Genomic DNA, 16,721 nt, shown 5'->3' with positions numbered 1-16,721 from the left:
GCTTCTCGTCGCCCTCAGCTCAATGGCCCGCCAGAACAGGCCATGGCAAGACAAACCGCCCTCCAAGACTTGACGTCAGACACAGTCGCCAGGGGGGCTCGCTCTACGACCCCCTGGATTGCTTCGTCGTTTCGCTCCTCGCAATGACGATGGTGGCGGGACGATGGTTCCCGCTCAGAGAGCGCGGTCGAAGACCAGCTCGCCGCCGCCGCCCTTGAGCACGAGCCGGCCCTGGACCAGATCCCAGGCGCGGGCGGAGCGCAGCGCGACGAGGAAGCTGCGCTCGAAATCCTGTGCAGCCTTATCGCAGGAGCGCTTGGTCAGCGCGATCGGCCCGACGGCAAAGGCCTGCTGGCGCAGCGGATAGGCCGAGGCCGAGAAGGTGTTGCAGCCGCCGAAGCCGGTCCCGCGAAGGTTCCCATCGAGCTGGAAGGTCGCCCGCATGTTGTTGATCGGCTTGCCGTTCAGCGAGGAGGCGCTCCAGGAGGCGCCCATCGGAAAGTTCTTTTCCTGCTGCGCGGGCGGCGGGACCTGTTGCGGAGGCTGCTCGCGCGCCGCGTTGCTGCCGCGGCGCTGGGCCTCGGCCGTGGTCGCCGAGGCGATGAGCATGGGCGCGATCGTCAGCGCGAGGACAGAGGCATAGCCGAGGCGTCGATTCATCATTCTTCTACCCATCCCGAACCCCGGGAGCCTATTTCACGATCCGGGCTCAAGGAAGCGCGTAGAGCCCAAATGCGCACAGATCAACAGGATGATGCATGGCGCAACCCTGAAGCGGCGTTGAATATCCTTGGGGAATGGGCCGGCAGCATGGCGAAGAACGTGTCTCGCCAGGCGGCGCGCTCCGTCAGATCCGCTTGAGCAGGCGCTCGATCAGCGGATTGGCCTTGCGGAAGACATAGGCGGGTGCACCGACCGTGATCTCGTCCGCGCCGGAGCGCGCAAGCTGCTCGACCAAAGCGAAGACCGCCTTCTCCGGGCAATGGATGGTGAGGATGCAGCCCTCGCCCGCGCCGCCGAAGGGCAGGCGCGCGCCGAAGCGCGTGGCAAGCTCGTCGACGGCCTCCGGCGCCAGGCCGGCCGGCCGCGCCCTGATCTCTCGGACCGAGCGCGCTTCCTCCTCGGCCGCGATGCGCGACAGGATGGCGCTCGCAGCAGCCTTCGCCCGCTCGCTCCACGGCGCGCGCACGGAGGCGACGAGATTGGCCTCGGAAGCGAGCATCACGCCGTCGTCGAGGATTTTCAGCGCGTTGGCGGCGAGTGTCGAGCCGGTCGTGGTGATGTCGACGATGATCTCGGCCGAGCCCGCGGCCGGCGCGCCCTCGGTGGCGCCGAGGCTCTCCACGATACGGTAATCGGCCAAACCGTGCTCGGCGAAGAAGCGGCGCGTCAGATTCACATATTTGGTGGCGACGCGCAGCTTGCGGCCCTGACGGGCGCGCATGTGGCTGGCGACATCGTCGAGATCGGCCATGGTCCGGACGTCGATCCAGGCCTGCGGCACGGCGACGACGACATTGGCATTGCCGAAGCCGAGCGGGGTCAGAAGCTCGACGGCCGCATCGGCATCGGCGACCTGCTCGCGCACCAGGTCCTCGCCGGTGATGCCGAGATGGGCCGCGCCCGAGGCGAGCTGCGAGACGATCTCGGAAGCCGAGAGGAAGGCGACCTCGGCCCCGTCCAGGCCGGCGATCGTGCCGCGATAGTCGCGCGAGCCGCGCGACTGCACGAATTTCAGCCCGGCGCGGCCGAAGAAGGCGGTGGCGTTCTCCTGCAGCCGCCCCTTGGAGGGGACAGCGAGAACCAGCGGGGCGTCGCTCATGCCGGTTCTCCCACCAGGCGGTCGAGCCAGAGCGAGACGCCGACGGCCGGGACCGGCCGTTTGGCACCGAGGCGCTCGAGCAAGGTGTCGTAACGCCCGCCGCCGGCGACCGGGCGGCCATCGCCGCGGCGCTCGTCATGGAGCTCGAAGATGAAGCCGGTATAATAATCGAGATTGCGGGCGAAGCCGGCCGAGTAGGAGATCGCGCCGACATCGACGCCGCGCACGGCGAGGAAGCCGGTGCGCTCGTCGAAGGCGTCCAGCTGGCGGCCGAGATCGAGCGCGGCCTGGTCGGCGAGCGCGCGCAGCGCGGCCGAGGCCGTGTCGGGATCGCCCGAGATCGCCAGTGCCTGGGCGAGCACCGCCTTCACATCACTGTTGACCGGGTTCTCGCGCTCGGCCGCATGGGCCAGGAAGCGCTCAGCGATATCGCCGGCTGAACGGCCGCCGACGGTCGAGATGCCGGCAATCGAGAGCACGTCCTCGACGAAGGCCTTGGCTGCCTTGGGATCCTGGCCTTCGAGCGCCTTGAGCAGGCCGGCATGCGTCGCCTCGCCGCCATTGGCGGGTGGGTCGAGCGCGGCGACGGCATCGGCGCCCCTGCCCTGGACGACGGCGCGGACCAGCCGCCGGCGCGCGGCGCGCGGCACGGCGAGCCCGTCGAGCAGCGCACCGAACAGCGCGACATCACCCATCAGGATCCGGGGCTGGGCGAGGCCGAGCGCCGCCGTCGCCTCGATCGCCAGCGCCATGATCTCGGCATCGGCCGCTGTGGAATCCTCACGGCCGAAGGATTCGATCCCGGCCTGGGCGAACTCGCCCGGCTCGCGCGAGCGCATGCGGAAGACCGGCCCGGCATAGGCATAGGCCGCCGGCTCGGTCGAGCCCGAGGCGATATGATCGAGCGCGACGGGAATGGTGTATTCCGGCCGCAGGCACCAGTCGCGCCCGTCGGCATCCTGGGTCATGAAGATGCGGCGGCGGATATCCTCGCCGGAGAGATCGAGGAAGACGTCGGCCGGCTGCAGGATCGCCGGCTCGGCGCGCACATAGCCTTCGCGCGCGAGAAGCGCGATCACGGTCTCGATGCTGGCGCTGGTGGCGGTCACGGCATTCGTCCTGTTGCGGCGCCGTCCTAGCAGCGGTGCGGCGAATTTTCGATGGTTTTTCGGGAAATGGGTTAGCGGCTTTCCTTCTCCCCGGGGGAGAAGGGATCACGCATGACGAGCCAACACCCGCTTCACCCCCTCGACCAGCTCCGCCACCGGGACGGCGAACTGTGCTTCGGCTTGCCGCGCCTTGTGCTCGGCCGAATCCTTCAGCTCCTTGCTCGTCGCGGCGAGCTCGGCGCCGAGGATCAGGTCCTTGATCACCACCGTGCCCGCCTCGCGCTCGGACGAGCCCTGGATCACCGCGCAGACGGCGCCGCGGCGGTCGGCATATTTCATCTGGGCGTTGAAGCCTGAGGAGCCGAGATAGAGGTCGGCGCGCAGCAACTGCTTGCCGTCCTCGTCCTTCGCCTGGCGCAGGGCCGAAACCATGGCCTGATAGGCCGGCATGTGCTCGGGCGACTTGTTGTCCATGGCGGTGACGACGACGAGCGGCAGTTCGTTGCGCGCATCGACGAGCGGCGACTTCACCGCCTTCAGCGCCGAATAGAGCCGGGACACGCCGATCGAGAAGCCGGTCGCCGGCACCGGCTCGGGCCGGAAGCGGCCGACCAGACCGTCGTAACGCCCGCCGCCCGCGACCGAGCCAAAGCGCACGACCTGGCCGTCGTCATTGGTGACCGGGAAGGTGAGTTCGACCTCGTAGACCGGGCCGGTGTAATATTCGAGGCCGCGGACGACCGACGGGTCGATCTTGATGCGGTCGGGTCCGTAGCCGCCGGCGCGAACGAGCTTCTGGATGTCCTCGAGCTCCCCGAAGCCCTCGTCGGTGAGCGCGTTGCGCCTGATCTCCGCGTTCCACTCGGGCGTCTTGCCGGCCTCGTCGCCGGCAACGGCGCTACCCGGCTCGTGCTGAACCACCGCCAGGATGTAGTCGGCCTGTTCCTCCCTCAGCCCCGCGCCCTTCGTGAAATCCCCGCTCTCGTCCTTGCGGCCTTCGCCGAGCAGCAGCCGCACGCCCACCGGCCCGAACTTGTCGAGCTTGTCGATCGCGCGCAGCACCGTCAGCCGGCGCCCGGCATTCTCCTCGCCGCCGAGGCCGATCGCCTCCATGACGCCGTCGAGCACCTTGCGATTGTTGACCTTGACGACATAGTCGCCGCGCTTGATGCCGAGCTTCTCCATCGTATCGGCCGCGAGCATGCAGATCTCGGCATCGGCTGCGACCGTCCCGGCGCCGACGATATCGGCATCGAATTGCATGAACTGGCGGAAGCGGCCCGGACCCGGCTTCTCGTTGCGGAAAACATAGCCGGCGCGATAGCTGCGATAGGGCTTGGGCAGCGCGTCGAAATTCTCGGCGACATAGCGGGCGAGCGGCGCGGTCAGGTCATAGCGCAGCGAAAGCCATTGCTCGTCATCGTCCTGGAAGGAGAAGACGCCCTCGTTGGGCCGGTCCTGGTCCGGCAGGAATTTGCCGAGCGCGTCGGTATATTCGACGAAGGGCGTCTCGACCGGCTCGAAGCCATAGGTCGCAAAACTCTCGCGGATGACGGTGAGCATGCGTTCGGTCGCGGCGACGTCGGCCGGGCCGCGGTCGACGAAACCGCGCGGCTGGCGGGCTTTGAGCTTGTCGGGCTTCGACATGGACTTCACTTCTCGATGACGCGGCGGGCGATTGCCCGGAAAGGTTTGCGGGTGGGGTTAGCCCGCTGCGGCGCGGCGGGCAAGCGCAAGCCAGCTTTCGCCCCGCATGACAGGCTCCCGCGACCGCGCTAGGCGGTGTCACAGTGCCGCTCTAGGCTCCAGCCTCCTCCGTGAAAGGAAAGCCCATGCCTGTCTCGTTCCGCTCCACCATCATCGCGCTGCTCGCCGGCCTGCTGCTCGCTGCCTGCAGCCCGAGCGAGGCCGACCAGCGCAAGGCGTTCATCGCCTTCCTGCAGACCGATGTACTGTCGAAGCCCGGCGTGCGCCTGCCCCGACCGGACGCGGAAAAGCAGAAGAGCTTTGGCGAATACGCCGCGCATTACGCGATCATTCCGCGCTTCCACGACCGGATGAACGAGTCGGTGGCGAAGCCGATGCAGCAGGCGCTCGCTGGCGCGATGCCGCGCTCGATCGAGGAGGTGGTCAATCGCAAGGCGGATCTTGCCGCAGTGCGGGCGGGCTTCGTCAAGATGCGCGAGGCGCTCGATGCCGCCACCGCCGAGGCCGACAAGGAACGCGCGGCGCTGAAGCAGCCCGAGGATCTCGCCCCCGTCTACGGCCAGGCCTATGCCAAGCTGGTGACGCAGCCGGTTGGCACCTTCCGCGAGGTCTTCCCGATCACCGACGAGACCTTCGGCACCATCCTCGCGCTCGCCGACCTGATCGAGGCGAACAAGGCCGTGATCAAGTTCAGCGGCCCGCAGATCCAGATCTCCAACCCGGCCGTCCAGGCCAAGGTGCAGGCGGCCCTCAATGCGATGAACGCCAAGCAGCAGGCGATGAACGCGGCGCAGCAGAAGCTGCGCAGCGCCATGTATGGCGGATAGAGCATTTCCGCGTTTCTCCGAAACGCGGAAATGCTCTATCTATTTGTTTTGACGCATTTTCTTCACGCGAACCGGTGTCCACTTCGCTCGAAAATGCTTTAGGGCTCATTCGGCCGCGAAGAGCATGTCCTTGCGCGGGCGCGGCCCGGTGGCGGGCACATCCTTGATCCCCGCCCGGGCCAGCTTGTCCGGAAGCGGGCCGCCCGTCGTCCAGTCGAGCAGTTCGGCAGTGTGGACCACCGGCGTCGCCGCGCCCTTGTCGGCAAAGCCCTTCGCGAGCTGGGTCATGCAGCCGATATTGCCGGTGGCGACGATGAGCGGCTTGGTCCGCTCGATATTGCCGATCTTGCGCTCGCGCAGCTGGCCGGCGAGCTCGGGCTGGAGGATGTTGTAGACGCCGGCCGAGCCGCAGCAGATATGGCCTTCCGGCACCTCCCTGACCTTGAAGCCGGCCTCGCCGAGCAGGCGCTTCGGCCCGTCCTTGAGCTGCTGGCCGTGCTGCATCGAGCAGGCGGAGTGATAGGCGATCTGGAAGCCGGGATCGCGAACATGACGCAGCTCGAGCGTCTCCGCGAATTCGGTGATGTCCTTGGCGAGCGCGGAGACCTTGGCTGCCTTCTCGGCATAGGCCGGCTCGTTGCGGAACATGAAGCCGTAATCCTTGATCGTGGTGCCGCAGCCGGAGGCGGTGATCAGGATGGCGTCGAGTCCCTCGACGTCGATCTCGGCCGTCCAGGCGTCGATATTGCGCCGGGCGAAGGCGAGCGCATCATGCTCCTGGCCCATATGATGGACGAGCGCGCCGCAGCAGCCCTCTCCCTTCGGCAGCACGACCTCGACGCCGTGGCGGGTCAGCAGGCGGATCGTCGCCTCGTTGATGGCGGGATCGAGCACCGGCTGGGCGCAGCCGGAGAGAATGGCGACGCGCTTCGCACGGGCCTCGCCACCGGCGGCAGGAAAGCTCTGCGGCCCTTCCCAGGCCGAGCGGCCGGGCAGTGACCAGGGCGCCAGCGCGAGCATCGCCTTGAGGCGCTCGCCGACCAGCGGCAGCGCGCCGAGCAGGCCGGCGAAGGGCTTGCCGATCCGGGCAGCCAGCATCGCGGCGCGGAAGCGGTCGGGATAGGGCAGCACCGCCGCGAGCACGCGCCTGAGCAGCCGGTCATGCCAGGAGCGCTGATAGGTCTCCTCGATATGGGCGCGGGCATGGTCGACGAGGTGCATGTAGTTCACGCCCGAGGGGCAGGTCGTCATGCAGGAGAGGCAGGAGAGGCAGCGGTCGATATGCGTCACCACCTGCTCGGTGGCGGGCTTGCCGTTCTCCAGCATGTCCTTGATCAGGTAGATGCGACCGCGCGGCGAATCGAGCTCGTCGCCGAGCAGGAGATAGGTCGGGCAGGTCGCGGTGCAGAAGCCGCAATGGACGCAGGTGCGCAGGATCTTTTCCGAGGCCGGCATGCGCGGGTCGGAGGCGAGACGTTCGGGCGTGAAATTGGTTTGCATGACTTAAGGCTCGCATCCGGTTCCCTCCCCGTCATGCTCGGCCTTGTGCCGAGCATCCACGTCTTGCGACGCGGTTGAAGGGGAGACGTGGATGGTCGGGACAAGCCCGACCATGACGATAAGAGGCGGGTCAAATCCCCGCATACATCCGGCCGGGCTCGAAAATACCGGCCGGATCGAAACTCTGCTTGATGCCGGCGCTGACCCGCATGAGCGGCTCGGAGAGCGGCTCGAAAACCGGGACTGCGGCGCGGACCGCATCGGGCGCGCGCACCAGCGTGGCATGGCCGCCGAGCGGCCTGATCGCCGCACGGATCGCGGCCGCGCCGGCATCGCCCTCGGCGGGAACCGCGAGCCAGACCAGGCCGCCGCCCCAATCGTAGAACCAGCGCGCCTGCGGCACGGCCCTGGCAATCGCGGCTGTGGCGCGCGGACCGTTGCCCGGGGCGAGCGAGAGCCGCCAGACCGCCTCCTGCGTGCCGGCGAAGAAGCTGGCGTCACGGATCTCGGCCCAGAGCGCCTCCGAGGCCGAGCCTTCGCTCTGCTGGGGCTGGCCGTTGCGGCTGAACAGTTCGGCCAGCGCCTTGCCGCGGTAGTCGATCGAGTCGGAAAAATTCTCCAGGCGCAGCACGGTACGGGCATGCTCGGCACCGATGCCGGCCGGCAGATGCGCTGCCGCCATCGGCTCGAAGGGCGAGCCGAGCGCGGCCGAGAGCAGCGCGATGGCGGCATCATCGGCTAGGCCTTGCCAAGTGAGCGTGGCGATGCGCTCCGGCTTGGGCAGCACACGGAAGGTGACCTCGGTGAGGAAGCCGAGCGTGCCATGGCTGCCGGCGACGAGCTTCACCAGGTCGAGGCCGGTGACGTTCTTCATCACGCGCCCCCCCGACTTGATCGCCTCGCCGCGGCCATTGATCAGCCGGATGCCGATCAGCGAGTCGCGCGCGGCGCCGGCATTGATGCGGCGCGGGCCGGAGATGTTGCCGGCCGCGACCGCGCCGATGGTCGGCTCGCCGGTGGTGCCGAGCAGCGGGCGATGGTCCATCGGCTCGAAGGGCAGCATCTGGCCGCGCTCCGCCAAGGTCTCCTGCACCAGCGACAGCGGGGTGCCGGCGCGCGCGGCGATCACCATCTCGGCCGGTTCGTAGAGCGTGATGCCGGTGAGCCCCGCGCTGGAGAGCGTGCTGACGACCTGGATCGGGCGGCCGAGGCCCGAGCGCGTGCCGCCGCCGCGGATGCTGAGCGGTATGCCGGTCGCGACGATGGAGGCGACGACCGCGCAGGCCTGGGCTTCGGTCGTGGGAGTATGGATGGTCACGCGGCGATCCTGCCTTCGAGCGGGAAGACCTTGGCCGGGTTCAAGAGCCATTGGCCGTCGAAGACCGCGCGCACGCGCATCTGCTGGGCGAGGTCCTCCGGGTTGAACTGGACATTCATCAGGTCGCGCTTCTCGATGCCGACGCCGTGCTCGCCGGTGAGGCAGCCACCGACCTCGACGCAGAGCTTGAGGATGTCGTTGCCGGCATCCTCGGCCTTCTGCGCTTCGACCGGATCGTTGCAGTTGTAGAGGATCAGCGGGTGCAGGTTGCCGTCGCCGGCATGGAAGACATTGGCGACGCGCAGGCCATAGCCCTTGATGATCTCGTCCATGCGCCGGAGCACGAAGGGCAGTTGCCCGGTCGGGATGGTGCCGTCCATGCAGATATAGTCGGCGATGCGCCCGGTGGCGCCGAAGGCCGATTTGCGGCCCTTCCAGATCGCGGCCGTCTCCATGGCCGACTTGCTCTCCTTGACCCGCTTGACGTTGTGCTCGCGCGCGATGGCGACGATGCGGGCGAGCTGGGCGTCCATCTCCTCGTCGGAGCCCTCGACCTCGATGATCAGCAGAGCCTCGACATCCATCGGGTAGCCGGCCTTGGCGAAGGCCTCGCAGATCTCGATGGCAGGCTTGTCCATGAACTCCATCGCGACCGGGATGATGCCGGCGGCGATGATCGCGGCGACGGCGGCGCCGGCCTCCTCGCTGGTCGGGAAGCCGAAGAGCACCGGGCGCGCGCCCTCGGCCGAACGCAGGATGCGCACGGTCGCCTCGGTGACGATGCCGAGCTGGCCTTCCGAGCCGACGATCAGGCCAAGCAGGTCGAGGCCGGGCGCATCGAGATGGGCGCCGCCGATCTCGACGATGCTGCCATCGAGCATAACCAGCGTGACGCCGAGCACGTTGTTGGTGGTGACGCCGTATTTCAGGCAATGGGCGCCGCCCGAGTTCATGCCGATATTGCCGCCGATCGAGCAGGCGAGCTGGGAGGACGGGTCGGGCGCATAGAAGAAGCCCTCGGCCGAGACCGCGCCGGTGACGGCGAGATTGGTGACGCCGGCCTGCACCTTGGCGACGCGGTTGGCATAGTCGATCTCGAGGATGCGGTTCATCTTGGAGACGCCGATGACGATGGCGTCCTCCTGCGGGATCGCACCGCCGGCAAGCGAGGTCCCCGCCCCGCGCGGCACGACCGGCACACCCTGCTCGCGGCAATAGGACAGAACCGCCGCGACCTCCTGCGTGGTCGAGGGCAGCACGACGGCGAGCGGCATGCGGCGATAGGCGGTCAGCGCGTCGGTCTCGTAGGGGCGGCGCTCGTCGTCGGAGGTGATCAGCGCCTCCGCCGCGACCAACGGCTTCAGCCCGGCGATGATCTCGTCGCGCCGCGCCAGGATATCGGCCCGCGGAATGGGGAACGCGATGGCGCTCATGCTGGATCTCCTCGAGGCGCGGCGGGGTCAGTTTGCTCATAGCCCGCTCTTTGCCAATAGGTTAGAGCAATTCGAACTCGCTTGCAGCGTGGCTAAAGGCCATGATTATTTCCCAAAGAGAAAAACTGGGGGAAGCATGGACCGGTTCGGCGATCTCGACGTCTTCGCCCATGTCGTCACGGCGAAAAGCATGTCGGCGGCCGGGCGCGAGCTGAAGCTCTCGCCGGCGGTGATCTCGAAACGCATCCGCAGGCTGGAAGAGCGGCTCGGCGTGCGCCTGCTCCAGCGCACGACGCGGCAGCTCTCGCTGACCGAGGCCGGCCAGGGCTTCTACGAGCGCGTCGTCTCGATCCTGGCCTCGATCGAGGATGCCGAAGCCTGGGTTGCGAGCGGCTCGGGTCAGGCGCGCGGGACCTTGCGAGTCTCGGCCCCGACCTCGTTCGGGCGGCTGCATATCGCGCCGCACCTGAAACCCTTCCTCGACGCCAACCCGATGGTCACGGTCGACCTGATCCTGACCGATGCCTTCGTCGACATTATCGGCGAGGGATTCGATCTCGCGGTCAGGATCGCCGACTTGCAGGATTCGAGCCTCGTCGCAAAAAGGCTGGCGCCGAATCATCGCGTGCTCTGTGCGACGCCGAGCTATGTCGCGGAACGCGGCCTGCCCGGCAGCGTCGAGGAGTTGGCCCAGCACACGCTGATCGCCCATAACGCCGACCAATGGCGGCTCGACGGCCCGTCCGGGCCGGTCAATGTCGCCGTCACCGGGCCGCTCAGGACGAATTCGAGCGAGGTGGTGCGCGAAGCGCTGCTCGGCGGCGTCGGCATCGCCCTGCGTTCGACCTGGGATGTCGGGCCGGAGCTCAAATCGGGCCAGCTCGTGCATGTGCTGCCGGATTATTCGGGCGGCAAGCGCGTCGCGGTCTACGCGGTCTATCCGAGCCGGCGGCACATGGAGCAGAAGGTCCGTGTGTTCGTCGATTATCTGGCCGAGCTCTATGGGGCGACGCCGTATTGGGATGCGGGGCTCGATCTTTGAGAAAAGCGCGGGGACCTCCCGCGCCTCACCATCTTGCTGACCTCCAAACAATCGCCGATTGTCCGCCCCCAATCAGGGAGGAAAGAGATGTTCGGCGTGATCGAAGGCACCGGGGTCGAGGTTTACGACCCGCGTTTCCACCGTATCGTGCCGGGCTCGGCGCGGATCGAGCGGCTCTGGACCGGCTCGCGCTGGGCGGAAGGGCCGGCCTGGTTCCCGGCGCATCGCACGCTGGTCTGGTCCGACATCCCGAACGACCGGATGCTGCGCTACGACGAAGCGACCGGCCATGTCGGCACTTTCCGCCAGCCGGCGCGGAACTCCAACGGCAACACCGTCGACCTGGAGGGAAGGCTCGTCACCTGCGAGCACGGCGGGCGGCAGGTGACCCGCACCGAGCATGACGGCTCGGTCTCCGTGCTCGCCAGCCATTGGCAGGGCAAGCGGCTGAACTCGCCCAACGACGTCGTGGTCAAGTCGGACGGCTCGATCTGGTTCACCGATCCCGATTACGGCATCGGCAGCGACTATGAGGGCGACAAGGCCGAGAGCGAGATCGGCCGCTGCAATGTCTATCGCATCGACCCGCAAAGCGGCACGCTCGCGATCGTCGCCGATGATTTCGTCAAGCCGAACGGGCTCGCCTTCGGGCCCGATGAAAATGCGCTCTACATCGCCGATACCGGCGCGAGCCATGATCCGGACAAGGGGCCGCGCCATATCCGCAAGGTCGCGCTGACCAAGGACGGCACGGCGCTCGGCAAGTCGGAGGTCTTCGCCACCTGCACCGCCGGGCTGTTCGACGGCTTCCGCTTCGATGCGACCGGCCGGCTCTGGAGCAGCGCCAATGACGGCGTGCATGTCTATGATCCGGACGGCACGCTGATCGGCAAGGTGCGCATTCCCGAGACCGTCGCAAACGTCGCCTGGGGCGGGCCGAAGCTGAACCGCCTCTTCATCTGCGGCACGACCTCGCTCTACGCGGTGATGACGCATACCAACGGCGCGACCTGGCCGAAGCGGTAACAGCAGCTGCAGCTGAAGCGGCCGATCACAGTCGGTTCATCGGCTGGTGTCTGGCATACCGCTTGCTGACGAAGGAGCATCGTCCTCAAAGGGTGCTCCTTCATGTTCAAACGCTTGGCAGTATCGGCGTTCCTCGCCTTATCCTTGACCAGCTGGGCCAAGGCGGAATCGGTCGTCCGCTACGGCATCTCGCTGGCCGACATCCCGCTGACCTCCGGCCAGCCCGATCGCGGCGCCGGCGCCTACAAGTTCACGGGCTATACGCTCTACGACCCACTGGTCGCGTGGGAGATGGATGTCGCCGACCGACCGGGCAAGCTGGTGCCGGGGCTGGCGACCGAGTGGAAGGTCGACCCCGCCGACCCGACGAAATGGCTGTTCACGCTGCGCGAGGGCGTGACATTCCACGATGGCAGCGCCTTCGACGCCGACGCGGTGATCTGGAACCTGGAGAAGGTGCTGAACGAGAAGGCGCCACATTACGACCGGCGCCAGTCGGCCCAGGTGAGGCCGCGCCTGCCCTCGGTCGTGAGCTACCGCAAGATCGACGGCAAGACCGTTGAGATCACCACCAAGGTGGTCGATTCCTTCTTCCCCTATCAGATGCTCTGGTTCCTGGTGTCGAGCCCGGCGCAATACGAGAAGCTCGGGCGCGATTGGGACAAGTTCGCCCAGCAGCCTTCGGGCACCGGCCCGTTCAAGCTGACCAGGCTCGTGCCGCGAGAGCTGGCGGAACTCAGCAAGAACCAGGACTATTGGAACAGGAGCCGGCTCGCCAAGGTCGACAAGCTGGTCCTGATCCCGATGCCCGAGGTGCTGTCGCGCACCAACGCGCTGATCTCCGGCCAGGTCGACCTGATCGAGACCCCGGCCCCCGACACCGTGCCGCAGCTCAAGTCGGCAGGCATGAAGATCGTCGAGAACGTCACGCCGCATGTCTGGAACTACCATCTCAGCGTGGCGCCCGGCTCGCCCTGGACCGATGTGCGCTTGCGCAAGGCGATGAACCTCGCCATCGACCGCGAGGGCATCGTCGCGCTGATGAACGGTCTCGCCAAGCCCGCCGTCGGCCAGGTCGATCCGGCGAGCCCCTGGTTCGGCAAGCCCTCATTCTCGATCAAGTACGATCCGGAAGCTGCGAAGAAACTGGTTGCCGAGGCCGGCTATTCCCCGGCCAAGCCGCTGAAGGCCACCTTCGTGATCGCGCAGGGCGGCACCGGCCAGATGCTCTCTTTGCCGATGAACGAGTTCATCCAGCAGAACCTCAAGGATGTCGGCATCGAGATCGAGTTCAAGGTGGTCGAACTCGAGGTGCTCTACACCCATTGGCGCAAGGGCGCGAAGGACGAGATGAATGCCGGCATCACCTCGAACAACATCGCCTATGTGACCTCGGACCCGCTCTACGCGATCATCCGCTTCTTCCATTCCAGCCAGGTCGCGCCGACCGGGGTGAACTGGGGCACTTACGCGAGCCCGGTGGTCGATGGCTACCTGAACGAAGCGATGAAGACCTTCGATGTCGCCAAGCAGGACGAGCTGCTGGCCAAGGCGCATGCGCAGATCGTCGACGACGCGGTGCTTGTTTGGGTGGTACACGACACCAACCCGCATGCGCTCTCGCCCAAGGTGAAGAAGTTCACGCTGGCGCAGCATTGGTTCCAGGACCTGACCACGCTCGGCGTGGACTGAGCGAGTCCGGCAATTTCACTCCGTCATCCCGGCGCTCCGCTTTGCTTCGGCCGGGATGACGTTGAGGGTGAAAGCAGCGACGATGTCGCTGATGTTCCGTCGCAATACGAGGGATAAAGACGCGCTAGATCGCCGCGCGTCCTTCCGTACGCGAAATGGCGATCTATCCCTTTGATCTGGCATCGGATTTGCCCGAAAAGTGGATTCCACTTTTCGGTCCGATGCTCTAATCCTTCGCCGGCGGCTCCGGTTTCATCCAGGCCAGCAGGAAGGGCATGGCGAGACCGAGCACCATGAACCGCGTCAGATGGTGCGCGCCGACATAGAGCGGATCGAGCCCCATGGCGAAGGCGAGCATCGCCATCGCCTCGAGCCCGCCGGGCGCGAAGGCCGCCATGGCATTGGCATAGGGCACGCCGGCGAGCCAGGCCGCCGGCCAGGCGAAAGCGAAGGCGACGATCATCGAAACGGCAAAGCCGCCGATCGCCAGCGGGAACAGCGCGGCGAGCTCGCCGCGCTTGAGGTTCGAGACACGCCCGCCCATCGCCGCCCCGAGCATGATCATGACCGCGGTCGCAATCTCCGGCGGCAAGGTACCCTGGATCACGCCCGAACCATGCAGGATCGAACTCGACAGGGTCGCGCCGAGGATGAAGGGGGCGGTGATGCCGAGCCGCTCGAAGACGAGCCCGGCAAGGAGGCCGCAACCGAGCGCGATCGTGGAATCCTGGAGGCTGGCGATCGCGACGGCCGGCGGAGCGCCGGTCCCGCCGCCGCCAGAGAGGGTCATGATGCTGGGCAGCACCGCGACCAGGACGAGGATGCGGAAGAGCTGGATCGCGGCGATGCGGCCGATATTGGCGCCCTTGGACTGCGCCACGGCGATCACGGTCGAGAGCGCGCCGGGGGCGGCGGCGAGCAGCGAGTCGATCCAGGACCAGCGCGCGACATAGCGCAGATAGGCTCCGGTCGTGACCATGATGGCGACCATGCCGAGCAGCAGCACGAGCAGCGAGCCCGGATAGCGCGCCGTCGCGGCCAGCGCCTCCGGCGTCGCCGAGGAGCCGATCAGGGTGCCCGACATGACCATGGTCGAATCGAACCAGGGCTTGCGCAGGTCCGGCAGCCGCGTGGTGACGCCGAGGACGGAGACCAGCAGCATCGAGCCCGAAAGCCAGGCGGCGGGCACGTTGAGCAGCGTGAACAGCGCCCCGCCGATGGCGGCGCAGCCGATGACGAGGGCCTCGCCCGAAAGCGTCCTCAGCCGATAGGGAATGAAACTCGGAATGGCCATGTCTTGCGGGGGACGCACCGGCACGGCGCGGGATGAAAACGGATGGGCGTTCAATGAACGCCCTGCCCGCCCCGGTCAAACGGCTTGCCGCCCCGCGCACGCAGGGCGGCCTTGCGTGAAGGTCACACTGGCGTCGTTCAGGCCGCGAGCGCCCGCTGCAGCCGCGCCACGGCCTCGGTCAGGTCCGAGGCCTTGCGGGCGAAGCAGAGGCGCAGGCCGGTCTCGCCGCCCGGGCCGAAGGCCGTGCCCGGCGCGAGGCCGACATTGGCCGTGTCGACCAGCTCGACGGCGAGCGCGCGCGAATCGACCCGGCCATCGACGCTGAAGAACTGGTAGAAGGCGCCGTCCGGCGCCGAGAGCGAGACGCGGTTGGTCGCCTTCAGGCCCTCGGAGACGATCTTGCGGCCCTGCGCAGCGCGGGCGATCTGCTCGGCGACGAAGGACTCGCCCTCGTCGAGCGCCGCGACGCCGGCGCGCTGGATGAAGACCGGCGAGCCCGAGGTCGAATACTGGATCAGGTTCTCGATGATCTGGCCGAAGGCGGGCGGCGCCTCGATCCAGCCCATGCGCCAGCCGGTCATGGCCCAGTTCTTCGAGAAGGTCTGGAGGAAGAGCACGCGATCCTCCTCCTCCATCACATCGTGGAAGGAGGCGGCGCGCGCCTCGCCATTATAGATGAAGCGGCCATAGATCTCGTCGGCGACGATCCAGATGCCGTGCTTGCGGGCGAGCGCGAGCAGCGCCGCCATCTCGTCCCTGGTCGCGGTCCAGCCGGTCGGGTTGGCAGGCGAGTTGATGATCAGCGCGCGCGTCCTCGGCGTGATCGCGGCCGCGAGCTTGTCGAGATCGAGCGTGAAGCGGCCCTGGTCGAGATCCATCGGCACGCAGACGGCCTTGGCGCCGCCGACCTCGATGGCCGCGACGAAATTCGGCCAGGCCGGGGTCGGGATGATCAACTCGTCGCCGGGGCCGGCGAGCATGCGCACCGCGATCTGGACCGACTGCATGCCCGAGCCGGTGACGAAGAAGCGCTCCGCCGAGAAGGGCTGGCCGTAGAGGCGGGTGTGGTATCGGGCGAGCGCCTCGCGCAGTTCCGGGATGCCGCGCTGCCAGGTGTAGAAGGTCTCGCCGTCGAGCAGCGACTTCTGCGCGGCGCGCATGATGAAGTCCGGCGTAGGCAGGTCGCCCTCGCCGACCCAGAGCGGAATCAGCCCCGGCCTGAGCCGGCCATGGTTCATCACCTCGACGATGCCGCTCTCGGGTGCATTGCGGGCCTCAGGCCGCAAATCGGCGATCAGGCCTTCGCCCGGCAGCGTTGTCGTCATGGAGCTCGCCCTCATGGTTTACTGCCTCCCCTTTAGCCGAAGCCGGCGGCGGGAGGCATGAAATCACGAGATCGGGTCGATCTGTCGCGCTGATGAATCGACCGCGACGGATCGACGAAACGTCACATCGGCCGCTGCTTCAGCAGGTCGCGGATCTCGGCGAGCAGCAGGACATCGTCCGGCTTGGGCTTGGGCGCGTCGTCCGTGACCTTCTCGGCGCGCCGTACCCGGTTGATCAGCTTGACCACGAGGAAGAGCGCCACCGCGATGATCACGAAATTGATCCCGACGGTGATGAAGTTGCCATAGGCGAAGACGGCGCCCTGCTTCTTGGCATCGGCGAGGACCGGGCTGGTGACGGCGCTGTTCAGGCCGAGGAAGTAGTTGGAGAAATCGAGACCGCCGATCGCACCGAAGATCGGCATGATCAGGTCGCCGACCAGCGAGTCGACGATCCTGCCGAAGGCCGCGCCGATGACCACGCCGATGGCGAGGTCGAGGACGTTGCCCTTCATTGCGAATTCTTTGAATTCCTTCAGCATTCTCGGCCCCTTCTCTTCGAACGGTCGGCTTCACGGCTGCCCGGCTGGCAGCGGCGATAGCGCAGGCTAGTGGAGAGCGACGCA

General features: G+C 67.3%; 14 protein-coding genes. 4 read left to right on the top strand and 10 right to left on the bottom strand.

What is annotated here, in order from left to right; genetic code table 11:
* Positions 1–174: 174 nt before the first annotated feature.
* The 4 genes from EV560_RS33020 to hisS all read right to left on the bottom strand — a co-directional run bounded on the left by EV560_RS33020 (position 175) and on the right by hisS (position 4,578).
* A complete protein-coding gene (locus EV560_RS33020; RefSeq protein ID WP_248312326.1) occupies positions 175–663 on the bottom strand; it encodes an META domain-containing protein in 489 nt (162 codons plus the stop codon).
* Positions 664–847: 184 nt separating this feature from the next.
* Complete coding sequence (gene hisG / locus EV560_RS33015) at positions 848–1,822, bottom strand: ATP phosphoribosyltransferase (RefSeq protein WP_131860098.1); 975 nt, start codon at positions 1,820–1,822, stop codon at positions 848–850.
* Positions 1,819–2,931 (bottom strand): ATP phosphoribosyltransferase regulatory subunit, encoded by a 1,113-nt coding sequence (locus EV560_RS33010; protein WP_131860097.1) that lies wholly within the window; start codon positions 2,929–2,931, stop codon positions 1,819–1,821. The genes hisG and EV560_RS33010 overlap by 4 nt, the downstream gene beginning before the upstream one ends.
* 105 nt (positions 2,932–3,036) lie before the next feature.
* Positions 3,037–4,578, bottom strand: a complete 1,542-nt coding sequence (gene hisS, locus EV560_RS33005; RefSeq protein ID WP_131860096.1) for a histidine--tRNA ligase — start codon at positions 4,576–4,578, stop codon at positions 3,037–3,039.
* 185 nt (positions 4,579–4,763) lie between these two features.
* Between hisS and EV560_RS33000 the strand changes: the two genes are divergently transcribed.
* Entirely contained in the window at positions 4,764–5,465 is a 702-nt protein-coding gene (locus tag EV560_RS33000; protein WP_131860095.1) for a DUF3053 family protein, read from the top strand.
* A 105-nt stretch (positions 5,466–5,570) separates the two neighbouring features.
* Here the strand turns inward: EV560_RS33000 and glcF are convergent, their stop codons facing one another.
* The 3 genes from glcF to EV560_RS32985 all read right to left on the bottom strand — a co-directional run bounded on the left by glcF (position 5,571) and on the right by EV560_RS32985 (position 9,716).
* Positions 5,571–6,965 (bottom strand): glycolate oxidase subunit GlcF, encoded by a 1,395-nt coding sequence (gene glcF, locus EV560_RS32995; protein ID WP_131860094.1) that lies wholly within the window; start codon positions 6,963–6,965, stop codon positions 5,571–5,573.
* A 130-nt stretch (positions 6,966–7,095) separates the two neighbouring features.
* On the bottom strand, positions 7,096–8,283 hold the full coding sequence (locus EV560_RS32990; protein ID WP_131860093.1) for an FAD-binding protein: 1,188 nt from the start codon (positions 8,281–8,283) through the stop codon (positions 7,096–7,098).
* The gene (locus EV560_RS32985; RefSeq protein ID WP_131860092.1) at positions 8,280–9,716 is read right to left on the bottom strand and encodes an FAD-binding oxidoreductase; all 1,437 of its coding nucleotides are present in this window, start codon (positions 9,714–9,716) and stop codon (positions 8,280–8,282) included. The genes EV560_RS32990 and EV560_RS32985 overlap by 4 nt, the downstream gene beginning before the upstream one ends.
* A 136-nt stretch (positions 9,717–9,852) precedes the next feature.
* Here EV560_RS32985 and EV560_RS32980 point away from each other — a divergent pair, with 136 nt between their 5' ends.
* From EV560_RS32980 to EV560_RS32970, 3 genes are all read left to right on the top strand, one after another.
* Positions 9,853–10,758, top strand: coding sequence for a LysR family transcriptional regulator (locus EV560_RS32980; RefSeq protein WP_131860091.1), 906 nt, complete (start codon positions 9,853–9,855; stop codon positions 10,756–10,758).
* A gap of 87 nt (positions 10,759–10,845) precedes the next feature.
* On the top strand, positions 10,846–11,784 hold the full coding sequence (locus tag EV560_RS32975) for an SMP-30/gluconolactonase/LRE family protein (RefSeq protein WP_131860090.1): 939 nt from the start codon (positions 10,846–10,848) through the stop codon (positions 11,782–11,784).
* Positions 11,785–11,886: 102 nt separating this feature from the next.
* On the top strand, positions 11,887–13,476 hold the full coding sequence (locus tag EV560_RS32970; RefSeq protein ID WP_131860089.1) for an ABC transporter substrate-binding protein: 1,590 nt from the start codon (positions 11,887–11,889) through the stop codon (positions 13,474–13,476).
* 226 nt (positions 13,477–13,702) lie between these two features.
* On the opposite strand, the gene EV560_RS32965 is transcribed toward EV560_RS32970, so the two are convergent.
* The 3 genes from EV560_RS32965 to mscL form a co-directional block, all read right to left on the bottom strand.
* Positions 13,703–14,770 (bottom strand): AbrB family transcriptional regulator, encoded by a 1,068-nt coding sequence (locus EV560_RS32965; protein ID WP_131860088.1) that lies wholly within the window; start codon positions 14,768–14,770, stop codon positions 13,703–13,705.
* 137 nt (positions 14,771–14,907) lie between these two features.
* On the bottom strand, positions 14,908–16,095 hold the full coding sequence (locus EV560_RS32960) for a pyridoxal phosphate-dependent aminotransferase (protein ID WP_131860087.1): 1,188 nt from the start codon (positions 16,093–16,095) through the stop codon (positions 14,908–14,910).
* 122 nt (positions 16,096–16,217) lie between these two features.
* Positions 16,218–16,637 carry a large conductance mechanosensitive channel protein MscL gene (mscL, locus tag EV560_RS32955; RefSeq protein ID WP_131860086.1) on the bottom strand — a complete coding sequence of 140 codons (420 nt, stop codon included), beginning with the start codon at positions 16,635–16,637 and terminating at the stop codon, positions 16,218–16,220.
* Positions 16,638–16,721 lie beyond the last annotated feature (84 nt).

This window comes from Allobosea sp. BK604 (assembly GCF_004341515.1).
GTDB lineage: Bacteria > Pseudomonadota > Alphaproteobacteria > Rhizobiales > Beijerinckiaceae > Allobosea.
This window is presented reverse-complemented; position numbering and strand designations above follow the sequence as displayed.

Bases quoted from the DNA above. Each gene is read 5' to 3' on its own strand.
- EV560_RS32975 (WP_131860090.1), top strand. From the start codon at position 10,846: ATGTTCGGCGTGATCGAAGGCACCGGGGTCGAGGTTTACGACCCGCGT.
- hisS (WP_131860096.1), bottom strand. From the start codon at position 4,578: ATGTCGAAGCCCGACAAGCTCAAAGCCCGCCAGCCGCGCGGTTTCGTC.
- EV560_RS32970 (WP_131860089.1), top strand. From the start codon at position 11,887: ATGTTCAAACGCTTGGCAGTATCGGCGTTCCTCGCCTTATCCTTGACC.
- EV560_RS32965 (WP_131860088.1), bottom strand. From the start codon at position 14,770: ATGGCCATTCCGAGTTTCATTCCCTATCGGCTGAGGACGCTTTCGGGC.
- glcF (WP_131860094.1), bottom strand. From the start codon at position 6,965: ATGCAAACCAATTTCACGCCCGAACGTCTCGCCTCCGACCCGCGCATG.
- EV560_RS32960 (WP_131860087.1), bottom strand. From the start codon at position 16,095: ATGACGACAACGCTGCCGGGCGAAGGCCTGATCGCCGATTTGCGGCCT.
- EV560_RS33000 (WP_131860095.1), top strand. From the start codon at position 4,764: ATGCCTGTCTCGTTCCGCTCCACCATCATCGCGCTGCTCGCCGGCCTG.
- EV560_RS32980 (WP_131860091.1), top strand. From the start codon at position 9,853: ATGGACCGGTTCGGCGATCTCGACGTCTTCGCCCATGTCGTCACGGCG.
- EV560_RS33020 (WP_248312326.1), bottom strand. From the start codon at position 663: ATGATGAATCGACGCCTCGGCTATGCCTCTGTCCTCGCGCTGACGATC.
- mscL (WP_131860086.1), bottom strand. From the start codon at position 16,637: ATGCTGAAGGAATTCAAAGAATTCGCAATGAAGGGCAACGTCCTCGAC.
- hisG (WP_131860098.1), bottom strand. From the start codon at position 1,822: ATGAGCGACGCCCCGCTGGTTCTCGCTGTCCCCTCCAAGGGGCGGCTG.
- EV560_RS32985 (WP_131860092.1), bottom strand. From the start codon at position 9,716: ATGAGCGCCATCGCGTTCCCCATTCCGCGGGCCGATATCCTGGCGCGG.